Annotated in this window: 12 protein-coding genes and 1 tRNA gene; 9 read left to right on the top strand and 4 right to left on the bottom strand. The window is 69.5% G+C overall.

Annotation, left to right across the window (positions count from 1 at the left end; all coding sequences use genetic code 11):
* Positions 1-31: 31 nt before the first annotated feature.
* A complete protein-coding gene (nudC, locus tag QFZ21_RS04945) occupies positions 32-913 on the top strand; it encodes an NAD(+) diphosphatase (RefSeq protein ID WP_307374993.1) in 882 nt (293 codons plus the stop codon).
* Positions 910-2,631, top strand: a complete 1,722-nt coding sequence (locus tag QFZ21_RS04940) for an ATP-dependent helicase (RefSeq protein ID WP_307374991.1) — start codon at positions 910-912, stop codon at positions 2,629-2,631. Before nudC ends, QFZ21_RS04940 begins: the two co-directional genes overlap by 4 nt.
* Before the next feature lie 801 nt (positions 2,632-3,432).
* Here QFZ21_RS04940 and QFZ21_RS04935 read toward each other — a convergent pair.
* Entirely contained in the window at positions 3,433-4,836 is a 1,404-nt protein-coding gene (locus QFZ21_RS04935; RefSeq protein ID WP_307374989.1) for a zinc-dependent metalloprotease, read from the bottom strand.
* Between the two features lie 118 nt (positions 4,837-4,954).
* Here QFZ21_RS04935 and QFZ21_RS04930 point away from each other — a divergent pair, with 118 nt between their 5' ends.
* The 3 genes from QFZ21_RS04930 (at position 4,955) to QFZ21_RS04920 (ending at position 10,645) form a co-directional block, all read left to right on the top strand.
* Positions 4,955-6,046 carry a PDZ domain-containing protein gene (locus QFZ21_RS04930; protein WP_307374988.1) on the top strand — a complete coding sequence of 364 codons (1,092 nt, stop codon included), beginning with the start codon at positions 4,955-4,957 and terminating at the stop codon, positions 6,044-6,046.
* Between the two features lie 72 nt (positions 6,047-6,118).
* The gene (locus QFZ21_RS04925) at positions 6,119-9,043 is read left to right on the top strand and encodes a UPF0182 family protein (protein ID WP_373425996.1); all 2,925 of its coding nucleotides are present in this window, start codon (positions 6,119-6,121) and stop codon (positions 9,041-9,043) included.
* A 141-nt stretch (positions 9,044-9,184) separates the two neighbouring features.
* Positions 9,185-10,645 carry a cytosine permease gene (locus QFZ21_RS04920; RefSeq protein WP_307374986.1) on the top strand — a complete coding sequence of 487 codons (1,461 nt, stop codon included), beginning with the start codon at positions 9,185-9,187 and terminating at the stop codon, positions 10,643-10,645.
* A 90-nt stretch (positions 10,646-10,735) separates the two neighbouring features.
* On the opposite strand, the gene QFZ21_RS04915 is transcribed toward QFZ21_RS04920, so the two are convergent.
* A tRNA-Met gene (locus tag QFZ21_RS04915) sits at positions 10,736-10,809 on the bottom strand.
* Between the two features lie 79 nt (positions 10,810-10,888).
* Between QFZ21_RS04915 and QFZ21_RS04910 the strand changes: the two genes are divergently transcribed.
* Complete coding sequence (locus QFZ21_RS04910) at positions 10,889-11,698, top strand: carbon-nitrogen hydrolase family protein (RefSeq protein ID WP_307374984.1); 810 nt, start codon at positions 10,889-10,891, stop codon at positions 11,696-11,698.
* A 14-nt stretch (positions 11,699-11,712) separates the two neighbouring features.
* Here the strand turns inward: QFZ21_RS04910 and QFZ21_RS04905 are convergent, their stop codons facing one another.
* Positions 11,713-12,915, bottom strand: a complete 1,203-nt coding sequence (locus tag QFZ21_RS04905) for an aminotransferase class I/II-fold pyridoxal phosphate-dependent enzyme (RefSeq protein ID WP_307374982.1) — start codon at positions 12,913-12,915, stop codon at positions 11,713-11,715.
* A gap of 98 nt (positions 12,916-13,013) precedes the next feature.
* On the opposite strand from QFZ21_RS04905, the gene QFZ21_RS04900 reads away from it, so the two are divergent.
* Genes QFZ21_RS04900 through QFZ21_RS04890 form a run of 3 tightly spaced genes read left to right on the top strand, consistent with a single transcriptional unit; the run spans position 13,014 to position 17,326 of the window.
* Complete coding sequence (locus QFZ21_RS04900) at positions 13,014-14,594, top strand: S1C family serine protease (protein ID WP_307374980.1); 1,581 nt, start codon at positions 13,014-13,016, stop codon at positions 14,592-14,594.
* A gap of 45 nt (positions 14,595-14,639) precedes the next feature.
* Positions 14,640-15,893 carry a CDP-glycerol glycerophosphotransferase family protein gene (locus QFZ21_RS04895; protein WP_307374978.1) on the top strand — a complete coding sequence of 418 codons (1,254 nt, stop codon included), beginning with the start codon at positions 14,640-14,642 and terminating at the stop codon, positions 15,891-15,893.
* Entirely contained in the window at positions 15,890-17,326 is a 1,437-nt protein-coding gene (locus QFZ21_RS04890; protein WP_307374976.1) for a CDP-glycerol glycerophosphotransferase family protein, read from the top strand. Before QFZ21_RS04895 ends, QFZ21_RS04890 begins: the two co-directional genes overlap by 4 nt.
* A 15-nt stretch (positions 17,327-17,341) precedes the next feature.
* Here the strand turns inward: QFZ21_RS04890 and QFZ21_RS04885 are convergent, their stop codons facing one another.
* Complete coding sequence (locus QFZ21_RS04885; RefSeq protein ID WP_307381219.1) at positions 17,342-18,367, bottom strand: glycosyltransferase family 2 protein; 1,026 nt, start codon at positions 18,365-18,367, stop codon at positions 17,342-17,344.
* Positions 18,368-18,480: the final 113 nt, after the last annotated feature.

Raw genomic sequence — 18,480 nt, 5'->3', positions numbered from 1 at the left:
GCCCCCGCCACGCCCGTGAAAGGGGGAGTCGATGACCATTCAGCGCCCGTCGCTCGACCGCGCCGCAGACCTCCGCGAGGAGCCGGACGTGCTCGACCGCCTGCGCGCCGACCCCTCGACCCGCGTCATCGTGGTGCGGGAAGGGCGGGTCAGGGTGGTGGACTCGACCCTTCTGCGCGTCCCCGTCGAGGGCGTGGTCGACGCCACCTGGGCGCTTCTCGGACGCGACGACGACGGCACCGTGCTCCTGCTGGCGGTCGCGGCCCCCGAGACCGATGCGCTCGACGCCGCGCCCGACGAGATCTGGCTCGGCCTGCGCGATCTCGGCGGGCGCATCGACCACCGGGAGTCCGAGCTGCTCGTCGAGGCGATCGCGCTCGCCGGGTGGCTGCGGGACGCGCCGTTCTGCCCGACGTGCGGCGGCGGCACCGAACTTCGGCAGGGTGGCTGGTCGCGACGCTGCCTGGTGTGCGGACGCGACCACTTCCCCCGCAACGACCCCGCCGTGATCGTCGCGATCGAGAGCCGCGACGGAGAACGCCTGCTGCTCGGTGCGAACGCGAACTGGGGCGGACGGATGTACTCCTGCTTCGCCGGATTCACCGAGGCGGGGGAGTCGCTCGAATCCACCGTGCACCGGGAGATCGAAGAGGAATCCGGAGTCCGGCTGTCGTCGTTGCGCTACCTCTCGTCGCAGCCCTGGCCCTTCCCGCGTTCGCTCATGGTGGGCTTCCGCGCCGTCGTCGAGGACGAATCGGCAGCGCGCGCCGACGGCGAGGAGATCGTCGATGTGCGCTGGTTCACCCGCTCCGAGATCGGATCGGCGCTCGCGGGCGACGGGCCGGTGGGGCTTCCGGGTCCTGCCTCGATCGCCCGCGCCCTGATCATCGACTGGTACGAGGGACGCGAGTGAGCGCACTCGATGCCCTCGATGAGCGGCAGCGGGCTGCGGCATCCGTGCTGCGTGGACCGGTCGCCGTGCTCGCCGGCGCCGGGACCGGCAAGACCCGGGTGATCACCCACCGCATCGCGCACGGTGTCGACACCGGCGCCTACTCGCCCTCCCGCGTGATGGCCGTCACCTTCACGGCGAAGGCGGCGGGCGAGCTCCGCGGACGCCTGCGAGCCCTCGGCGTGGAGGGCGTCGCCGCCCGCACGTTCCACGCCACGGCCCTCGCGCAGCTGAATTTCTTCTGGCCGACGCTCGCCGGCTCTCCCGCCCCGGCGATCATCACCAACAAGGTGCGGATGCTGGGTCAGGCTGCCGACGCGATCCGGCTGCGGCCGAGCACGGCGACACTGCGCGACATCGCGTCGGAGATCGAGTGGCGCAAGGTGTCGATGCGCTCGATCGACGAGTACGCGGCTCTGGGGCGCCCGGTGAGCGGGATCGACGCCACCCAGCTGGCCGAGGTGATGCGCGGATACGAGGCGCTGAAGGACGAACGGCGCCAGCTCGACTTCGAAGACGTCCTCCTCGCCTGCGCGGGCATGCTGGAGGCGGAACCGCGGGTCGCGGCGTCCGTCCACGAGCAGTACCGGCACTTCACGGTGGACGAGTTCCAGGACGTCTCGCCGCTGCAGAACCGACTGCTGGAGCTGTGGCTGGGAGACCGGCAGGACATCTGCGTCGTCGGCGATGCGAGCCAGACCATCTACTCGTTCGCGGGCGCAGAGCAGCGGTTCCTGCTCGAGTTCGAGCGTCGGCATCCGGGGGCGACCGTCGTGCGCCTCGAGACGAACTACCGGTCGCAGGCCCCGATCCTCACCGCGGCCAACGCGCTGATGCAGGGCCGTCCCGGTGCCCTCGAACTCGTGCCTGCTCGCGAGCAGTTCACCGCCGACGCACCCACCGTCACGGCGTACGACACCGAGACCGAGGAGGCCGCGGGCATCGCCCAGACGATCTCGGCGCGGATCTCCGCCGGTGCCTCGCCCGCGGAAATCGCCGTGTTGTACCGGGCCCATGCCCAGTCGGCGGTCCTGCAGCAGGCGCTCGCCGCAGAGGGCATCCCCACGTCAGTACTCGGCGGCACCAGGTTCTTCGCCATGCCCGAGGTTCGGCAGGCCATCCTCGCGCTCCGCGCCGCAGCGGTCGCACCCACCGAACAGGGCTTCCTCCCGGGCGTCGAGCGGGTGCTGCGCGAACTCGGCCTGACCGAGGAACCGCCGGTGGCCGGAGGTGCGCAGCGCGACGGGTGGGAGGCGCGCCGCGCGATCCTGCGTCTGGCCGAGGAAGCCGGCCCCGATGCGAATCTCCGCACCTTCAGTGATGCGCTGATGGCGCGGGCCAAGGATCAGCACGAGCCGACGATGCGGACGGTGACGCTCTCGACGCTGCATGCGGCGAAGGGCCTGGAGTGGCCCCACGTGCACCTCGCCGGCTGGGCGGAGGGATCGCTCCCGATCTCATACGCGACCACGTTCGAGGCGATCGACGAAGAGCGGCGTCTGGCCTATGTGGGTGTCACGCGCGCCGCGCGAACGCTGGACCTGTCGTGGTCGAGGTCGGCAGGGCGCGGAGAGCGGGAGCCGTCGCGGTTCCTCGCGGAGATGGGGACCACCGCGCGCGGCACCGGCATTCTTCGTGAAACGTCACCGCACGCCACACGCGGGAGCCGTCGGCGCTGACCCGCACAACGCGTGCCGCACCCGAGCGCGCGGTGATCAGCTGCGCCGCGAGGCGTGCCGCCTCACCCACCTGCGCCGCCGTGATCGGCCCCGCACCACGGCCGATCAGCTGCGCATGCAGCAGCGGCCACGCCGGATCGCGGTCGGTGTCGTGCGTGTCGCGGCAGGTCAGGCACGGCGTCTCGCCGGGAACGACGAGCGGTCCGACCGTGAACTGACCCGATTCGAAAGCGACCGGAAGATGCGGGGTGTCCTCGCGCAGGTACCGCGCGAACTGCAGGGCGGCCGCAGCCCCCTGCACGAGCACGACTCCGACCGCAGCCGGTGTGGAGCGATCGATGAGCGCTACGCCTTCATCGGCGAGGGCCTCCCTCATACGGTGTGCGCAACGTCCGTCCGTGATGCCGATGATCTCGACCCAGGCCGGTCGCGCCGGCCCTCCCTCGTCGATGAGCAGATGCTCCAGCCGGCCCAGCAGCGCTCGCGCCTCATCTCTCGGCGCCCCGAGGCCGTGCGCGATGACGTCGAAGGAACCACGACGGAAGCCCGCCCGCATCCGGCTCAGCAGCAGCTCCACCCACGCGCTGTCGGCCTCGACCCGCAGCTCACCGCCGAGACCGAGCTGCAACGTCCGCTCGTCCCGCCAGAGCAGGGGAACGCTCGGGTCCAGGCGGGTCAGGGTCGTCGGCGTGAGCGGCATCCCCCGATTCTGGACAAGCCGCGGATGCCGTGGAGGTGCGAAACCGCATCGGTGGAGAACTTCCTCATCCCGCGGCGCGGGGGAGAGGCGCTGGAGCGGACTCAGACCGGTCGATCGCCCTCCGGTGCGCCTTCCGCGTCGTCATCGCCATCGCCGCCGTCCGCGGGCTTCTCGTCGGAGAAGTCGTCTCCGTCGAGCAGGCGCGCCAGGGCTTCGTCGAACTCGTCCGCGACGGGCTGCTCGCCCCGCTCCGCCGCCTGGAGCCGGGCGACCAGGGCGCTCGGATCATCGATGTCCTCGGCGGTCGGCATCAGGTCGGGGTAGTCCCAGAGGGCGTCACGACCGCTGATGCCGACGGCATCCGTCACCGCCTGCCACATCGCCGACGCCTCCCGCATCCGACGCGGGCGCAGCTTCAGCCCGACCAGCGCGCCCAGGGCGTCTTCCGCCGGTCCGCCCACCGCGCGACGCCGTCGAGCGGCCTCGGCGATGCGCGCCCCGTCAGGCAGACGTGAGGTCGCCTGAGCGGTGACCACGTCGACCCATCCGTCGATCGTGGCGATCAGGTTCTCCAACCGGGTGAGAGCCTCGCGCTGAGCCTCGCTCTGCGTGGGGAGGAGGGCACCTCCCTCGATCGCCGCCCGCAGCTCCTCCGGGTCGGACGGGTCGAGGCGGCTGGCGACGTCTTCGAGGGCGTCGACGTCGACCGTCACGCCGCTGGCGAACTCGGTGATCTGCGCCATCACGTGCAGGTGCAGCCACTTCGCGTGCCGGTACAGCCGGGCGTAGGCGAGTTCGCGGGTCGCCAGATACAGCGCGATCTGGTCCTCGGGGATCTCGAGTCCTTCGCCGAAGGCGGTCAGGTTCTGCGGGATCACGGCGGCCGTCCCGGCGGGGAGCACCGGGATGCCGACGTCACCGCCGGAGACGACCTCGAGCGCGAGGTTGCCGAGCACCTGACCGAACTGCGCGGCGAACACCGAGCCGCCGAGCCCGCGCATGAGCTTGCCCGCGCCCTGCACGACCCCGCGCATCTCCTCCGGGACCTGCGTGTCGAGCGCCGAGGTCAGCGCGTCGGCGATGCTCGTCGAGACAGGCCCCGCGATCTCCTTCCACACCGGAAGCGTCTTCTCGACCCACTCGCCCCGCGTCATGGCGGTCGGGGCCTCGGAGAGCTCGGAGATCGTGGTCGCCTCGCCGAGCCAGAGGTTCGCGAGCGTGAAGGAGTCCACGAGCGAGCTGCGCGATCCGGCGGTGATGCTCTGACCGTCGCGGTTGGCGATGTGCAGCGCCTGTCGCAGCGCGTTCTCCCACGGATCGCCGCCCATCGCCCCCTGCAGCTGCGCCATGATCGTCTGCATCATCGCCGGGTCGAACTGGAAGCCTTCCATGCCCTGGAAGGCGTCCCGCAGGGCTTCGGGGTCGATGTCCCCACCGCCCTGATTCGAGAGCATCTTTCGCAGGAACTCCTGGAAGTCCTCGGGTGTCGGGTCGTTGTCTGCCATGTCGATCGCCCTCTCAGCACGCCTATAGCCGTGGCATCTACGCTAGTCACAGGTTTCTGCACGCGTCCCCGAAGCGAGCAGATCGCTGTACGCCGCCCGCGAACGACGGAGGAATGCTGTGGATCGAACGCGGTCTGGAAAGCCCGGACTCGGAGTCTGGGCGCTGATCGTCGCGCTCGTCGCGCTCGTCGTCCTCACCTTCCTCCCGACGCCGTACGTGATCCAGCGGCCCGGCCCGGTCTACGACACGCTCGGCACGGCCGCCGGCGCCGACGGCGAGGAGGTACCGCTGATCAGTGTCGAGGGTGCCAAGACGTTCGAGACCGCCGGCACGCTCGACCTCACGACCGTGCAGGTGGTGGGCAACCGCGAACGCACCCCCAGCTGGTTCGAGCTCGCGCTGGCCTGGATGGACTCGTCGCGCGCCGTCGTGCCCCTCGACTCGGTGTTCCCTGAGGGATTCACGACCGAGGAGCGGGATGAGCGCAACGCGACACTGATGGTCGACTCGCAGCACGAGGCGACAGCGGCCGCGTTGAACGAGCTCGGCTATGACACCGGGGCGGAGGTCGTGGTCGAGGAGACCGTGCCGGACGCACCGGCCGACGGTGTGCTCGAGGCCGAGGACGTCATCACCGCGATAGACGGCACCGCCGTCACGTCCGCAGCTCGCCTGCGCCAGGAGATCCAGGATGCCGAGGGCGATGCGGTGTCGCTCACCGTGCTGCGCGACAGCGAGGAGCGGACGGTCGAGATCACGCCGGAGAAGCAGACCAAGGACGGCGTCACGACCTGGCTCATCGGCATCACGCTGCGCACCGACTACGACTTCGAGGTCGATGTGACGCTCCAGCTCGACAACGTCGGAGGGCCCAGCGCCGGCATGATGTTCGCGCTCGGCATCGTCGACACCCTCACCGAGGGCGAGCTCAACGGTGGCGAGAACATCGCCGGCACCGGCACCATCGACGCCGAAGGGACCGTGGGCCCGATCGGCGGCATCCGTCAGAAGCTGTACGGTGCGCGCGATGCCGGAGCCGACTACTTCCTGGCGCCGGCGTCGAACTGCGACGAGGTGGTCGGACACGTCCCCGACGGCCTGCAGGTCATCCGCACCGCCACACTCGAGGAGTCGCTCGACGCGCTCGCCGTGATCGCCGACGACGGTGACGTCGATTCCCTCCCGACGTGCGAGCTCCCCGCGTCGTGAGCGCGAGCGCCGTGACCTCGCCGTGACCGGGATGACAGCCACCCCATAGTGAGGCCCGCCTAGGATGGGATGGTGACCTCGAACTCAGCCTCAGCTCCGAATCCGGCCACGCCTCGAACCTCCCGACGCATCTTCGGCATCTCCCTGGTGATCATCGCCGCGTTGATCGCGACGTTCTTCGTGTTCGCCTCGCTCTACACCGAATTCCTCTGGTTCGACCAGGTGGGCTTCACGGGTGTGCTCACCACGCAGTGGATCGCCACGGCAGTGATGTTCGCCGTGGGCTTCCTCGGCATGGGCGTGCCGCTCTTCGTCGTGATCCAGCTCGCCTACCGGCTGCGTCCGGTGTACGTGCGACTCAGCTCGCAGCTGGACCGGTACCAGGAGGTCATCGAACCCCTCCGCCGCCTCGCGATGTGGGGCATGCCGATCTTCTTCGGCCTGTTCGCCGGCTTCGCCGCGGCGGGCCAGTGGAAGACCGTCTGGCTCTGGGCCAACGGCGTGGCGACCTCGAGCGTCGACCCGCAGTTCGGTCTCGACACCGGCTTCTACATGTTCGCGATGCCGTTCTACACGATCCTCCTCGCGTTCGTCTCCGCGGTGCTGCTGCTGTCGCTGCTGGTCACCGCCCTCGTCTCGTACCTCTACGGCTCGGTGCGCATCGGGCAGGGTGAGCTGCGCATCTCGAAGCCGGCCCGCATCCAGCTGGCCGTCATCGCGGGTCTCTACCTGCTGGTGCAGGCCGCGAGCCTGTGGCTCGATCGGTACCGCACACTGACCACTCCCGACGACCGCATCACGGGTGCGGCCTACACGGGTGTCAACGCGACCATCCCTGGCCTCGCGATCATCGCGATCATCGCCGCGATGGTGGCCATCCTGTTCTTCGTCACCGCCGTCATCGGCCGGTGGCGGTTCCCGCTCGCGGCAACGGCGCTCCTCATCGTCGCCTCCCTGGTCGTCGGTGTCGGCTACCCCTGGGTGGTCACCACCTTCCAGGTGAAGCCGAACCAGAACGCCTACCAGGCCGAGTACTACCAGCGGAACATCGACGGGACCAAAGAGGCCTACGGCGTCGACAACCTCGAGAGCACGACCTTCGAGGCGGAGACCGACGCTGCGGCAGGTCAGCTGCGCGAGGATGCCGAGACCACCGCATCCATCCGCATCATGGACCCGAAGGTCATCCCGCCGACGGTCCGCCAGCTCGAGCAGTACCGCGGCTACTACCAGTTCCAGACGACGATGGACGTCGACCGCTACGAGATCGACGGCAAGATGCAGGACACCGTCGTCTCGGTCCGCGACCTCGACATGTCCGGCCTCGGCGATGGAGACAACTGGAACAACCGCGTCGCGGTCTACACCCACGGCTACGGTCTCGTCGCCGCGGCGGGAAACCAGCGCACCAGCGATGGTGAGCCGGTGTTCCTCGAGCGCGGCATCCCGTCCTCCGGCTTCCTCACGGACCGCGAGAACTTCGAGCCCCGCGTGTACTTCGGCGAGAACTCCCCGGAGTATTCGATCGTCGGCGCACCGAAGGGCTCCGAGCCCGCCGAGATCGACTATCCGCGCGGCAAGGACGGCTCCAGCGAGACCAAGACGACGTTCGAGGGCAAGGGCGGCCCGTCGGTCGGCGACACCTTCACGAAGCTCCTCTACGCCCTGAAGTTCCAGTCGGAGCAGATCCTGTTCTCGAACCTCGTGAACGAGGACTCGCAGATCCTCTACGACCGCAACCCGAAGACGCGCGTGCAGAAGGTCGCACCGTACCTCGAGCTCGACAGCGACCCGTACCCGAGCGTCGTGGACGGCCGCATCGTCTGGATCGTCGACGGCTACACCACGAGCTCGACGTACCCGTACTCGACGAGCGTCAGCCTCTCCGACGCGATCGCGGACTCCAACGTCCCGTCGCCGACGCTCGCGATCGACGACATCAACTACATCCGCAACTCGGTCAAGGCGACCGTCGACGCGTACGACGGTTCCGTGAAGCTGTACGCATGGGATGCCGAGGACCCGGTGCTCAAGACCTGGCAGAAGGTCTACCCGTCGACGGTGAAGCCGATCAGCGCGATGTCCGGTGAGCTGATGAGCCACGTCCGCTACCCGACCGACCTGTTCAAGGTGCAGCGTGACATCCTCGGTATCTACCACGTCGACAAGGCGGGCTCCTTCGCCCAGCAGGACAACCGGTGGCAGACGCCGAACGACCCGCGCTCGAAGGCGATGCTGCAGCCGCCGTACTACCTGACGATGCAGATGCCCGGTCAGGACGACCCCCGGTTCTCGATGTTCTCCACCTTCATCCCGGTCTCGCAGGGAGCCGGAGGCAGCCGAGACGTGCTGATGGGCTACCTGGCGGTGGACTCGGATGCCGGATCGGAGAAGGGCGTCAAATCCGACGGCTACGGCCAGTTGCGCCTGCTGGAGATCGACACGGACACCACGGTGCCCGGCCCCGGCCAGGTGCAGAACACCTACAACTCCGACACGGCCGTCGTGCCGCAGTTGAACCTGCTGCAACAGGGTGAGTCCGAGGTCATCTACGGCAACCTGCTGACGCTGCCGGTCGGTGGCGGTCTGCTGTACGTGCAGCCCGTCTACGTGCAGTCCTCCGAGGGCACGCAGCTGCCTCGTCTGCAGAAGGTGCTGGTCGCATTCGGTGACCGGGTGGCCTTCGAGGACACGCTGTCGGAGGCGCTGGACACCCTCTTCGGCGGTGACTCCGGTGCCACGGGCGGCGATGACGAGGTCGAGCCGACCGACCCGGAGGAGCCGGATCCCGACGGCGGCGAGACTCCGACAGAACCCACGGAGCCGACCGCACCCACGGGGGACGAGGCCGCCGCGCTCGCCGACGCGCAGCAGGCGCTTCTCGACCGCGAGGCCGCGCTCAAGGCGGGTGACCTCGAGAAGTTCGCCGAGGCCGACAAGCGTCTCACCGCTGCCGTCGAGAAGCTGCTCGCGCTGGATTCCGCAGCGGGGCAGTAGTCCTCGTATCGAATCGAATCGGGCGTCCCTTCGGGGGCGCCCGATTCGCGTATCGGTCAACCCTGTGGCGGGCATAGGACTCACGGGATGGGATAGTCTCGCGCGGCGGCCTACTGTGGCGACTATGTCCGAGGAATCGATATGAGTGAGCCCGTCATCACCGTGCCGTCGACCACCGGGATCGAGGTCAAGTCGATCGACTGGGTGCCGCTGACGGAGAGAACGGGCACGCCGTCGAGCCTCTTCTCACTCTGGTTCATGTCGAACGCGAATCTCACCACCCTGGCCACCGGCATGGTGGGCGTCGCGATGGGAGCGAACTTCCTCGTCTCGCTGCTGGCGATCGTGCTGGGAGTCTGCGTCGGCACCGTCTTCACGGCGTTCCACTCCGCTCAGGGGCCGCAGCTGGGGTTGCCGCAGATGATCCAGTCCCGCGCGCAGTTCGGCTACCGGGGCGTCGCGATCGTGTGCCTGGTGGTCGTCGCCAGCATCGTGGGATTCAACATCTTCAATCAGCTGCTCGCCGGCCAGGTGCTCACGGCGACGACGGGTGTCAACGCGGGAGTCGGCTGGTACGTGCTCATCACGGCGCTCGCGCTCACCCTGGCCATCGTCGGGTACCACTGGATCCACCGCGTGCAGAAGTGGCTGACGTGGCTCTTCCTCGCCACCTTCGGGGTCTTCAGCGTCGTGGCGCTCTTCGCGCTTCCGCTCGCGCCTGCCGACTTCTCTCTCGGCGAGGTGAACTGGCCTGCGTTCCTCGTGCAGTTCGCGGCGGCGGCCGCCTATGCGCTCGGCTGGGCGCCCTACGTCTCGGACTACTCGCGCTATCTGCCGCCGCAGACGAGCCCCGGTAAGGCGCTCTTCCACACCGCGTCGGGCGTGATCGTCGGCGCCGGCTGGCTGATGATCCTCGGCGCGTTCGTCGCGTCGCTCTTCTCGGATGCCGATCCGGTCGGGGCGATCACCGCGGCAGCCGATGCGATCGTCCCGGGTGCCGGCGCAGTGCTGCTCTGGGCGGCGCTTCCCGCCCTGATCACCGTCATCACCATCAACATCTACGCGGCGAGCATCGAGCTCATCACCGTCGCCGACTCCTTCCGGCCGGTGCGTCCCACACGGACCACCCGGATCATCGCCTGCACGATCGTCGGTCTCGGCGGTCTGCTCGGCGCTGCCCTCTCGACGGGGGAGTTCCTCGACTCGTTCGGCAGCTTCCTGGTCGTGCTGCTGTACGTGCTCGTACCGTGGACCTCGGTCAACCTCGTCGATTACTACCTGGTGCGCCGGGGTCAGTACGCGGTGGCCGAGATGTTCCGCCCGCACGGCATCTACGGTGCCTGGGGCTGGCGGGGCATCACGGCCTACATCATCGGCATCGTCGCGATGATCCCGTTCGTGGTCACCACGTGGTTCACCGGCCCGATCGCGGCGGCCATCGGCGGAATCGACGTCGCGCTGTTCGTCGGACTCGCCGCCTCCGCGATCGCCTACGTGCTGCTGGCGCGCGGCCTCGATCTGAAGGCCGAGCGACAGCTCGCCGTGCAGGAGGCCGAAGCGATGGGAGTGCGCTCGGTGAGCTTCGGCTCAGAACGCGGCTGAGCGAATTTCCCCGCGCCTCGGCCGGAGAAGGCGAAAGGCCCCTGATCTGGATTTCTCCCGATCAGGGGCCTTTCTTGTGTCGCATTCTCGTTGCGGGGACAGGATTTGAACCTGCGACCTCCGGGTTATGAGCCCGGCGAGCTACCGAACTGCTCCACCCCGCGGCACAAAAAGTAACTTATCACGGATTCCGAGGGCCCGCGAATCGAGGCCGGGTCCGCGGGGATGGGGGAGGATGAGGGCATGTCCGACACCGCAGCAGTGCCCGTCGCCGTGTGCCAGTTCGCCCCGACGGCATCCCGTTCCGACAATCGCGAGCGGATCGCCGCTCTCACGGCGGACGCCGCGGCGCGCGGCGCCAAGCTGATCGTGTTCCCCGAGTACTCGAGCTACTTCGTCGACCCGATGGATGCGACTCTCACCGCCAATGCCGAAGGTCTGGACGGCGAGTTCGTCGGCACCCTGACCGCGTTGGCCGCGGACTATGCGGTCGTGATCGTCGCCGGCCTCGCGGAACGCGCCTCCGAAGGCCACCGGGTGCGCAACACGGTCGTGGCCGTGCGCGGTGACGGCATCCTCGCGGTCTACCGCAAGCAGCACCTCTACGACGCCTTCGGGCAGACCGAGTCGGACTGGGTGGAACCGGGCGACCCGGGGGAGGCCGCCACCTTCGAACTGGGCGGTCTGCGCTTCGGATTGATGACCTGTTACGACTTGCGATTCCCCGAACTCTCCCGCTCGCTGGTCGACGCGGATGCCGACGTGCTCGTGGTGCCCGCCGAATGGGTCAGAGGGCCGCTCAAGGAGCACCACTGGACCACGCTGCTGGCGGCACGGGCCATCGAGAACACGGTGTACGTGGTGGCCGCCGACCATCCGACCCCGATCGGAGTCGGTCACTCGCAGATCGTGGATCCGCAGGGCGTCGTGCTGGCAGGCGTCGGCACGCACGAGGGGATCGCCGTGGCCCCGGTCGAGCGCGCGGTCATCGAACGGGTGCGCGCGGTGAACCCGTCGCTCCGGATGCGGCGCTACGCGGTCGTGCCCCGCTGACCCGGGCCGTCACGTCAGGCGGAGAAGACCGCGAGGCGGGAGACCGCCTCCTCGAGCACCTCGACGCGCTTGCACGCGGCGAATCGCACCAGTCCGCCGTACTCGTGCCGCCGCTCCGGTGAGAGGAACGCGGTGATCGGGATCGCGACGACACCCGCGCGGTCGGGGAGTGCACGGCAGAAGGCCGCGGCATCCGTCCCGCCCAAGGCCGACGCGTCGGCGACTGTGAAGTAGCCGCCCTGCGGCGCGTGCACGGTGAAGCCGGCGGCACGCAGTCCGTCACCGAGGATCCGGTGCTTGTTCTCGAGGGCGGCAGCGGCATTCGTGAAGTACGCATCGTCCAGCCGCAGCCCCACCGCGACGGCCGGCTGGAAGGGTGATCCGTTCACATACGTGAGGTACTGCTTCACGGTCAGTACGGCCGTGATGAGCTCCGCCGGGCCATGCACCCAGCCGATCTTCCAGCCGGTGGTGGAGAACGTCTTCCCGGCCGAGGAGATCGTGAGCGTGCGCTCGGCCGCCCCGGGGAGGGTCGCGATCGGCGTGTGCGGCGCACGGAAGGCGAGGTGCTCGTAGACCTCGTCGGTGACGATGACGGCGTCGTGCAGATGCGCGAGGCGCACGATCTCGGTGAGCACTTCCTGGTCGAAGACCACGCCCGTGGGATTGTGCGGGTCGTTGACCAGGATCATGCGCGTCCGGTCGGTGACCACGGCGGCGAGCTGGTCGAGATCGGGCTGGAAATCCGGAGCGCGCAGCGGCACGGTCCGCAGTCGCGCCCCTGCGAGCGCGACCGCCGCCGCGTAGGAGTCGTAGTACGGCTCGAAGACGACGACCTCGTCGTCCGGCCCGTCGATCAGCGCGAGCAGTGTCGCCGTCAGGGCTTCCGTGGCTCCCGCGGTCACGATGACCTCGGTCGCGGGGTCGACGTCGAGGCCGTAGAACCGATGCTGGTGCTCGCTGATCGCGGCAAGTAGATCGGGAGTACCGCGCCCGGGCGGGTACTGGTTCGCCCCGCCCGCGATGGCCGCGCGTGCCGCCTCGAGGACTTCCGCCGGACCGTCCTCGTCGGGGAAGCCCTGGCCCAGATTGATCGCGCCGGTCCGGGCCGCCGCCGCAGACATCTCTGCGAAGATGGTGGGCGCGACGGTTCCGTCCGCGGCGAGCAGACCTGCACCCGCAGCCGTGCGGCGCCATGCGCCGGGGATGACACTCATGAAGAACAGGCTAAGGCCATAGCCGAAACTCATCTCCGCCATATCAAACGCACAGACTCGAGGAGCAGTCTGAAGGGGCGTTGATGAAGGAGCACACCATGAACGAAGACGACACCCAGAACCACTCGGCACCCGCGTCGCACGACGCCGTGCCGTCCGCCCAGGCAGCAGAGGGCGTCGCTCAGCCGGCGCCCGCCGCCGCCGCTGACCTCACCGGTGCGTCCTCGACGGCACCGTCGCAGGGACACGAGGTGCCTTCGACCTTCACGTCGCAGGCGCCGGCGGCCCCTGCCGGTCCGCCCGCAGCCCAGCGCTTCGCCGCGCCGAGCGCCCCGGCGACCGGCTCGGCACCGGGAGCCGCCTTCGGCATCCCCAGCGCTGCGTCGTACACGCAGCCGACCCAACCCCTCGACGGAACGGCGCCGCTCGGGTTCGTCGTCCCGCCGGCCGATGGTGTGAAGACGAAGGACTCGAAGCCCCGCAGCGGCCCGAAGTTCGCGGCGTTCATCCTCGCGGCGGCCCTCGTCGGCGGTGTCGCAGGATTCGGCGGCGGAGCACTGCTGAGCGGCATCCAGAACCAGCCCTCCAGCGGTACCGCGACGGGCCCGCAGACCGTCACGGTCAACAACCCGGGATCGGTCAACGAGACCACGGCGGTCGCGACGGCCGCCCTCCCCTCCGTCGTCACGATCGAGGTCGCCGGCTCCGACGAGGGCGGCAGCGGCTCGGGCGTCATCGTGAGCGACGACGGCTATGTGCTCACCAACACGCACGTCGTCACGCTCGGCGGTGCTGTCGCCGACCCGACGATCCGGGTGACGACCTCCGACGGACACATCTACGAGGCCACGGTCGTCGGAACCGACCCGATCTACGACCTCGCCGTGATCAAGCTGAAGGGGGCGAAGGGCCTCACGCCCATCGACTTCGCCGACTCGTCGAAGCTCAACGTCGGTGACACCGCCGTTGCCCTCGGTGCACCGCTCGGCCTCGCGAACTCGGTCACGACCGGCATCGTGAGCGCGCTGAACCGGAGCATCCAGATCGCCTCGTCCGCGCTCCCCGACTCGTCGTCGGAAGACGCTCCCGAGGACCAGCAGACACCGGAGGGTGAGGGAGAGGGAGAGGGACCGTTCCAGTTCGACCTCCCCGGCAACACCGGTCAGCAGTCCTCCGAGTCGATCTCGATCGCCGTCATCCAGACGGACGCCGCGATCAACCACGGCAACTCCGGCGGAGCGCTCGTGAACAGCAAGGGCGAGCTGATCGGCATCAACGTGGCCATCGCCAGCTCGGGCAACTCCGAGGAGTCGGGCTCCATCGGCATCGGCTTCGCGATTCCCTCGAACATCGCGCAGCGCGTCTCCGAGGAGATCATCGCCGACGGCGCGGCCACGCACGGACTCCTCGGAGCATCGGTGCGCGACGCGGCGAGCGTCGAGGGTGCAGAGGTCGCCGGAGCTTACATCGCCAAGGCGAGCGCCGGTGGAGCGGCCGCTGACGGCGGCCTGAAGGAAGGCGATGTCGTCACCGCGTTCAACGGCGTTCCGATCACCAACGCCAGCGACCTCACGGCACAGGTGCGCGCCGCGGCCGCTGGTAGCGACGCGAAGGTCACCTACGTCCGGGGCGGCAAGGAGTACGAGATCGACGTGACGCTCGGCGACCTCGCCGGCTGAGCCGTTCCGCACGGAAGGACGCCACCCCCGCGATAGGCTCGCGGGGTGGCGTCCTTCTCTTTCGGCACCGGCAATGCGGCCAAGCTGCTCCGGATCCCGCTCTATGCCGCAGGACGCATAGGTACCCTGCTGGTGCCGCGTGGCCGGCGCTGGGTCTTCGGATGCGGTGCCGGGATCGGTGACGGGGCGCTCGCTCTCCATCGGTACGCCTCGGTGGCAGGGCACGACACGGTCTGGCTCACCTCGTCCGAGCGCGAGGATCGGGATGCCGCGGCGCTCGGCCTCCGCACGGTCCGCAAGGACAGCCTCCGCGGCTGGTGGACGACGGCGAGGGCAGGCGTGCTCGTCGTCACGCACGGCCTCGGCGACGTCAACCGCTATGCGAACGGCGGCGGCTTCGTGGTGCAGCTCTGGCACGGGATCCCGCTCAAGCGGATCGGCCTCGACTCCCCGGCGACGACGCAGGTGCCGGACGTGCCGGGGGCGCCGCTGCTGCGCCGCCTGATCGCCCTCCTCTATCGGGGTGCCGCCCAGCGCATCCGGGTACTGCCTGCTGCGTCGCACCGTGCCCGTGGGCGCCTGGAGTCCGCGTTCGGCCTCGGCGACGACCGCGTCGTCGTGACCGGAGAGCCGCGCGTGGACGTGCTCTCCGCCGGGACGATCGAAGAGCGCCGCACAGCGGCATCCGCTCTGCTGCACGGCCTCATCGACGACCTCCCCGACGGCGCACGCACGGTGCTCTACGCACCGACCTGGCGCGATGGCGCCGCCGACCCTGCCGTGCCCTCGGCATCCGAATGGGTCGGGATCATCCGCACTCTCGAAGACGCCGACGCGGTCCTGCTCATCCGCTCGCATTTGCTCGGCGAGGGCGCCTACAGCCCGCCGCTTCCGACCAGGCGGGTGCGGATGCTGGGCGCCTCCGTCCTCCCCGACGTCTCGCCGGCACTTCCGGCGATGGACGTGCTCATCACCGATTACTCCTCTCTCGCCTACGACGTCGGACTGCTGCGGATGCCGGTGCTGTTCCTCGCACCGGACGCGGCCGCCTACGCGCGGACGAGGGGGTTCTACGGGCGGTTCGAGGATGTGGCGGGCGACGAGGTCGCGGCAGACTGGGGCGTGCTGCTCCGTCAGCTGCGAACCCTGCTCTCCGATTCCGATGCGTTCGAAGCGGGTACCGCGCATTCCGCTACGCTCAGCGCGGAGATGCATGCGTACCGCGATGGGCGCAACACCCAGCGGGTGTACGAAGCAATCCGCGCGCGGGGGATCCCCGCGCCGAAGGGAGCAGCATGACAACGGCCCGCATCGATGACGTCGCGGAGGCGCTGATCATCGCCGGGACCGGTCCTCGACCGGCAGCGGCAGCTCTCATCGGACCGCGGGCACGTGTCGACGCGCGCCTCACCGGCGGAGGCAAGACCTGGAAAGCCACCTTCCCGCTAAAGGCCTCGCGCTGGGGCGGCCCGGAGCTGCCATTGCCCTCGGGGGAGTACGAACTGCGCATCGCGGACGTCGAGCTGGACGAGCTTCACGTCGCGCCCGTCGTCCTGACCGGCGTGCGCGTCACCGTCGAAGGCGGCTCCGTGCAGATCGCGCCGCCGATCTCGCCCGTATACGAGACCGTCGAGGGGCAGGCGACACTCGAGGGCCGCTACGTGGCCCAAACCGGCGGCACCGAGAACGCCGTGTTCTTCGAGAGCTTCTACGGGCGCAGCGTCGGCTGCAACCCCCGGGCGATCGACCGGGAGCTCGCGCGGCGCGCGCCGGACGTGCGCCGGTACTGGAGCGTCGTGGACCTCTCGGTCGCCGTGCCCGAGGGGGCGATCGCCGTGGTCGAGGGGAGTCCCGAGTGGTGGCACGCGCGCGGCGCCGCCCGACTGCTCGTCGTCAACGACTGGCTTCGGCGCCGGTTCGTGCGCAAACCGGGGCAGAAGGTGCTGCAGACCTGGCACGGCACGCCGCTCAAGCGACTCGCCCTGCACCGCCCCGGCTTCGATCCGCGCCGGATGGCCGCCGTCGTGAAGGAGTCCCGACGCTGGGACGTGCTGCTGGCGCAGAACACCTACTCCGAGCGCATCCTCCGCAAGGCATATGCGTTCTTCGGTCGCCCGATCTGGGTGGAGGGCTATCCGCGCAACGACGTCCTCACGACGGGTGACCCGGCCGTCATCCGCTCGGCGCTGGGCATCGGGCCCGAGGAGCGCGTGCTCCTCTACGCGCCGACCTGGCGGGACGATCGCAGCGAGATGGTCGACTTCGTCGACCCGGAACTGCTCGCGCAGCAGGCCGATGCCGTGGTGCTGGTGCGCGGTCATTCCCGGACTCTGCATCAGGGGCGCGACCATGCCGGTGCCCGAGTGATCGATGTCACCGGGTTCCCCGAGACGTCGCAGCTGCTGCTCGCCGCCGACGCGCTGATCACCGACTACTCCTCGGTCATGTTCGACTTCAGCGTCACCGGAAAGCCGATGTACTTCCTCGTTCCGGACCTCGACCACTATCGCGGACAGCTGAGAGGCTTCTACTTCGATCTCGCGGAACGCGCTCCCGGCCCGCTGGTGCGCACACAGGACGAACTCGCCGCCGCGCTCGCCGACCGCGGCCAGGAGTCCGTGCACTCTGCGCGCTACGCAGCGTGGCGCGCGCAGTTCAACCGGCGTGACGACGGCCATGCGGCGCAGCGCGTCGTCGATCGCATCCTGGACCTCGGGCTCGTCACCCGCTGATCGTTGCGGCGGGTCTCAGGGCAGCGGGGTGTTGCGCGTGCCGAGCCTCGAGGCGTCGACGGTGTCGCGCGCGCCGCGCAGCACGCCGCCGAGGAAGCCGACTCCCCACGACAGGTGCATGGTCGGCAGCACGACCGCCGACCACAGCTTCTGACGCAGACCGCCGTCGCCCGGCGCGAGAGCGACCGCGAGCACCAGCAGCAGGTACAGCGCCAGCGGCCCATACACGAGGAGCGACGCCGTCAGCGCGGCGACGCCGGTGAGCACACCCGTGAGCTGCAGCACGCCGACGACGACCGCGAGCGCGACGATCAGCACCAGCGCCGGCGGAGCGAAGTAGCGGATGCCGTTGCGGCGGCCGAACCGGCGGACGAGTTCTCCTCGCCAGGCGCCGGTCGCACGGAACTGGCGGGCGAGGCGCAGCCAGCTCTCCCGCGGCCAGTAGGTCACCGACAGGCTCGGGTCGAACCAGACCCGGTGCCCGGCCTGGCGGATGCGGAGGTTGAGCTCCCAGTCCTCGCCGCGGCGGATGGACTCGTCGAAGAGTCCGACCTCGTCGAGCACCTCGCGCCGCATCACGCCCAGATACGCGGATTCGGCCTCGCCCTCGTTGGTGCGGCCATGGTAGGCGCCGCCGCCGAGTCCGACGGGGGAGTTGTACAGGCGGGCGACGGCCTTCTGGAAGGGGGTGCGCCCTTCGGCGTGCATGATGCCGCCGACGTTCGCGGATCCCGTGCGCTGCAAGGTCTCCAGCGCGCGAGCGGCGTACCCGGGGGAGAGCTCCGAGTGCGCATCGACGCGCACGATGGTCGGGTAGCGGCTGGCGCGGATGGCCGCGTTGAGACCGACGGGGATGTGCGCCGCCGGGTTCTCGACCAGACGGATCCGGTCGTCCGCGGCGGCGAGACGCTCGGCGAGTTCGGTCGTGCCATCGGTCGACGGGGCCAGAGCCAGCACGAGCTCGGCGGGACCCTCGACCTCCTGCGCGAGGACCGACGCGACGGCGTGCTCGAGGTATGCGCGCTCGTTGAGCACCGGCATGACGAACGACACCCCGGCTTCGGTGGCGGTGGAATCGTTGGCAGGCACACGACGATCATGTCACGGTGACTTCGGGCGTTCCCTGATCCGTGCCGGGCAACCGTATTCTGGAG

The organism is Microbacterium sp. W4I20 (genome assembly GCF_030816505.1).
Taxonomy (GTDB): Bacteria; Actinomycetota; Actinomycetes; order Actinomycetales; family Microbacteriaceae; genus Microbacterium.
The sequence above is the reverse complement of the archived record's forward strand: the minus strand, read 5'-3'. Positions and strand labels throughout refer to the sequence as shown.

Coding starts and splice junctions, on each gene's coding strand:
- nudC (WP_307374993.1), top strand. CDS start 32: ATGACCATTCAGCGCCCGTCGCTCGACCGCGCCGCAGACCTCCGCGAG.
- QFZ21_RS04935 (WP_307374989.1), bottom strand. CDS start 4,836: ATGGCAGACAACGACCCGACACCCGAGGACTTCCAGGAGTTCCTGCGA.
- QFZ21_RS04920 (WP_307374986.1), top strand. CDS start 9,185: ATGAGTGAGCCCGTCATCACCGTGCCGTCGACCACCGGGATCGAGGTC.
- QFZ21_RS04910 (WP_307374984.1), top strand. CDS start 10,889: ATGTCCGACACCGCAGCAGTGCCCGTCGCCGTGTGCCAGTTCGCCCCG.
- QFZ21_RS04905 (WP_307374982.1), bottom strand. CDS start 12,915: ATGAGTGTCATCCCCGGCGCATGGCGCCGCACGGCTGCGGGTGCAGGT.
- QFZ21_RS04900 (WP_307374980.1), top strand. CDS start 13,014: ATGAACGAAGACGACACCCAGAACCACTCGGCACCCGCGTCGCACGAC.
- QFZ21_RS04890 (WP_307374976.1), top strand. CDS start 15,890: ATGACAACGGCCCGCATCGATGACGTCGCGGAGGCGCTGATCATCGCC.
- QFZ21_RS04885 (WP_307381219.1), bottom strand. CDS start 18,367: ATGCCGGTGCTCAACGAGCGCGCATACCTCGAGCACGCCGTCGCGTCG.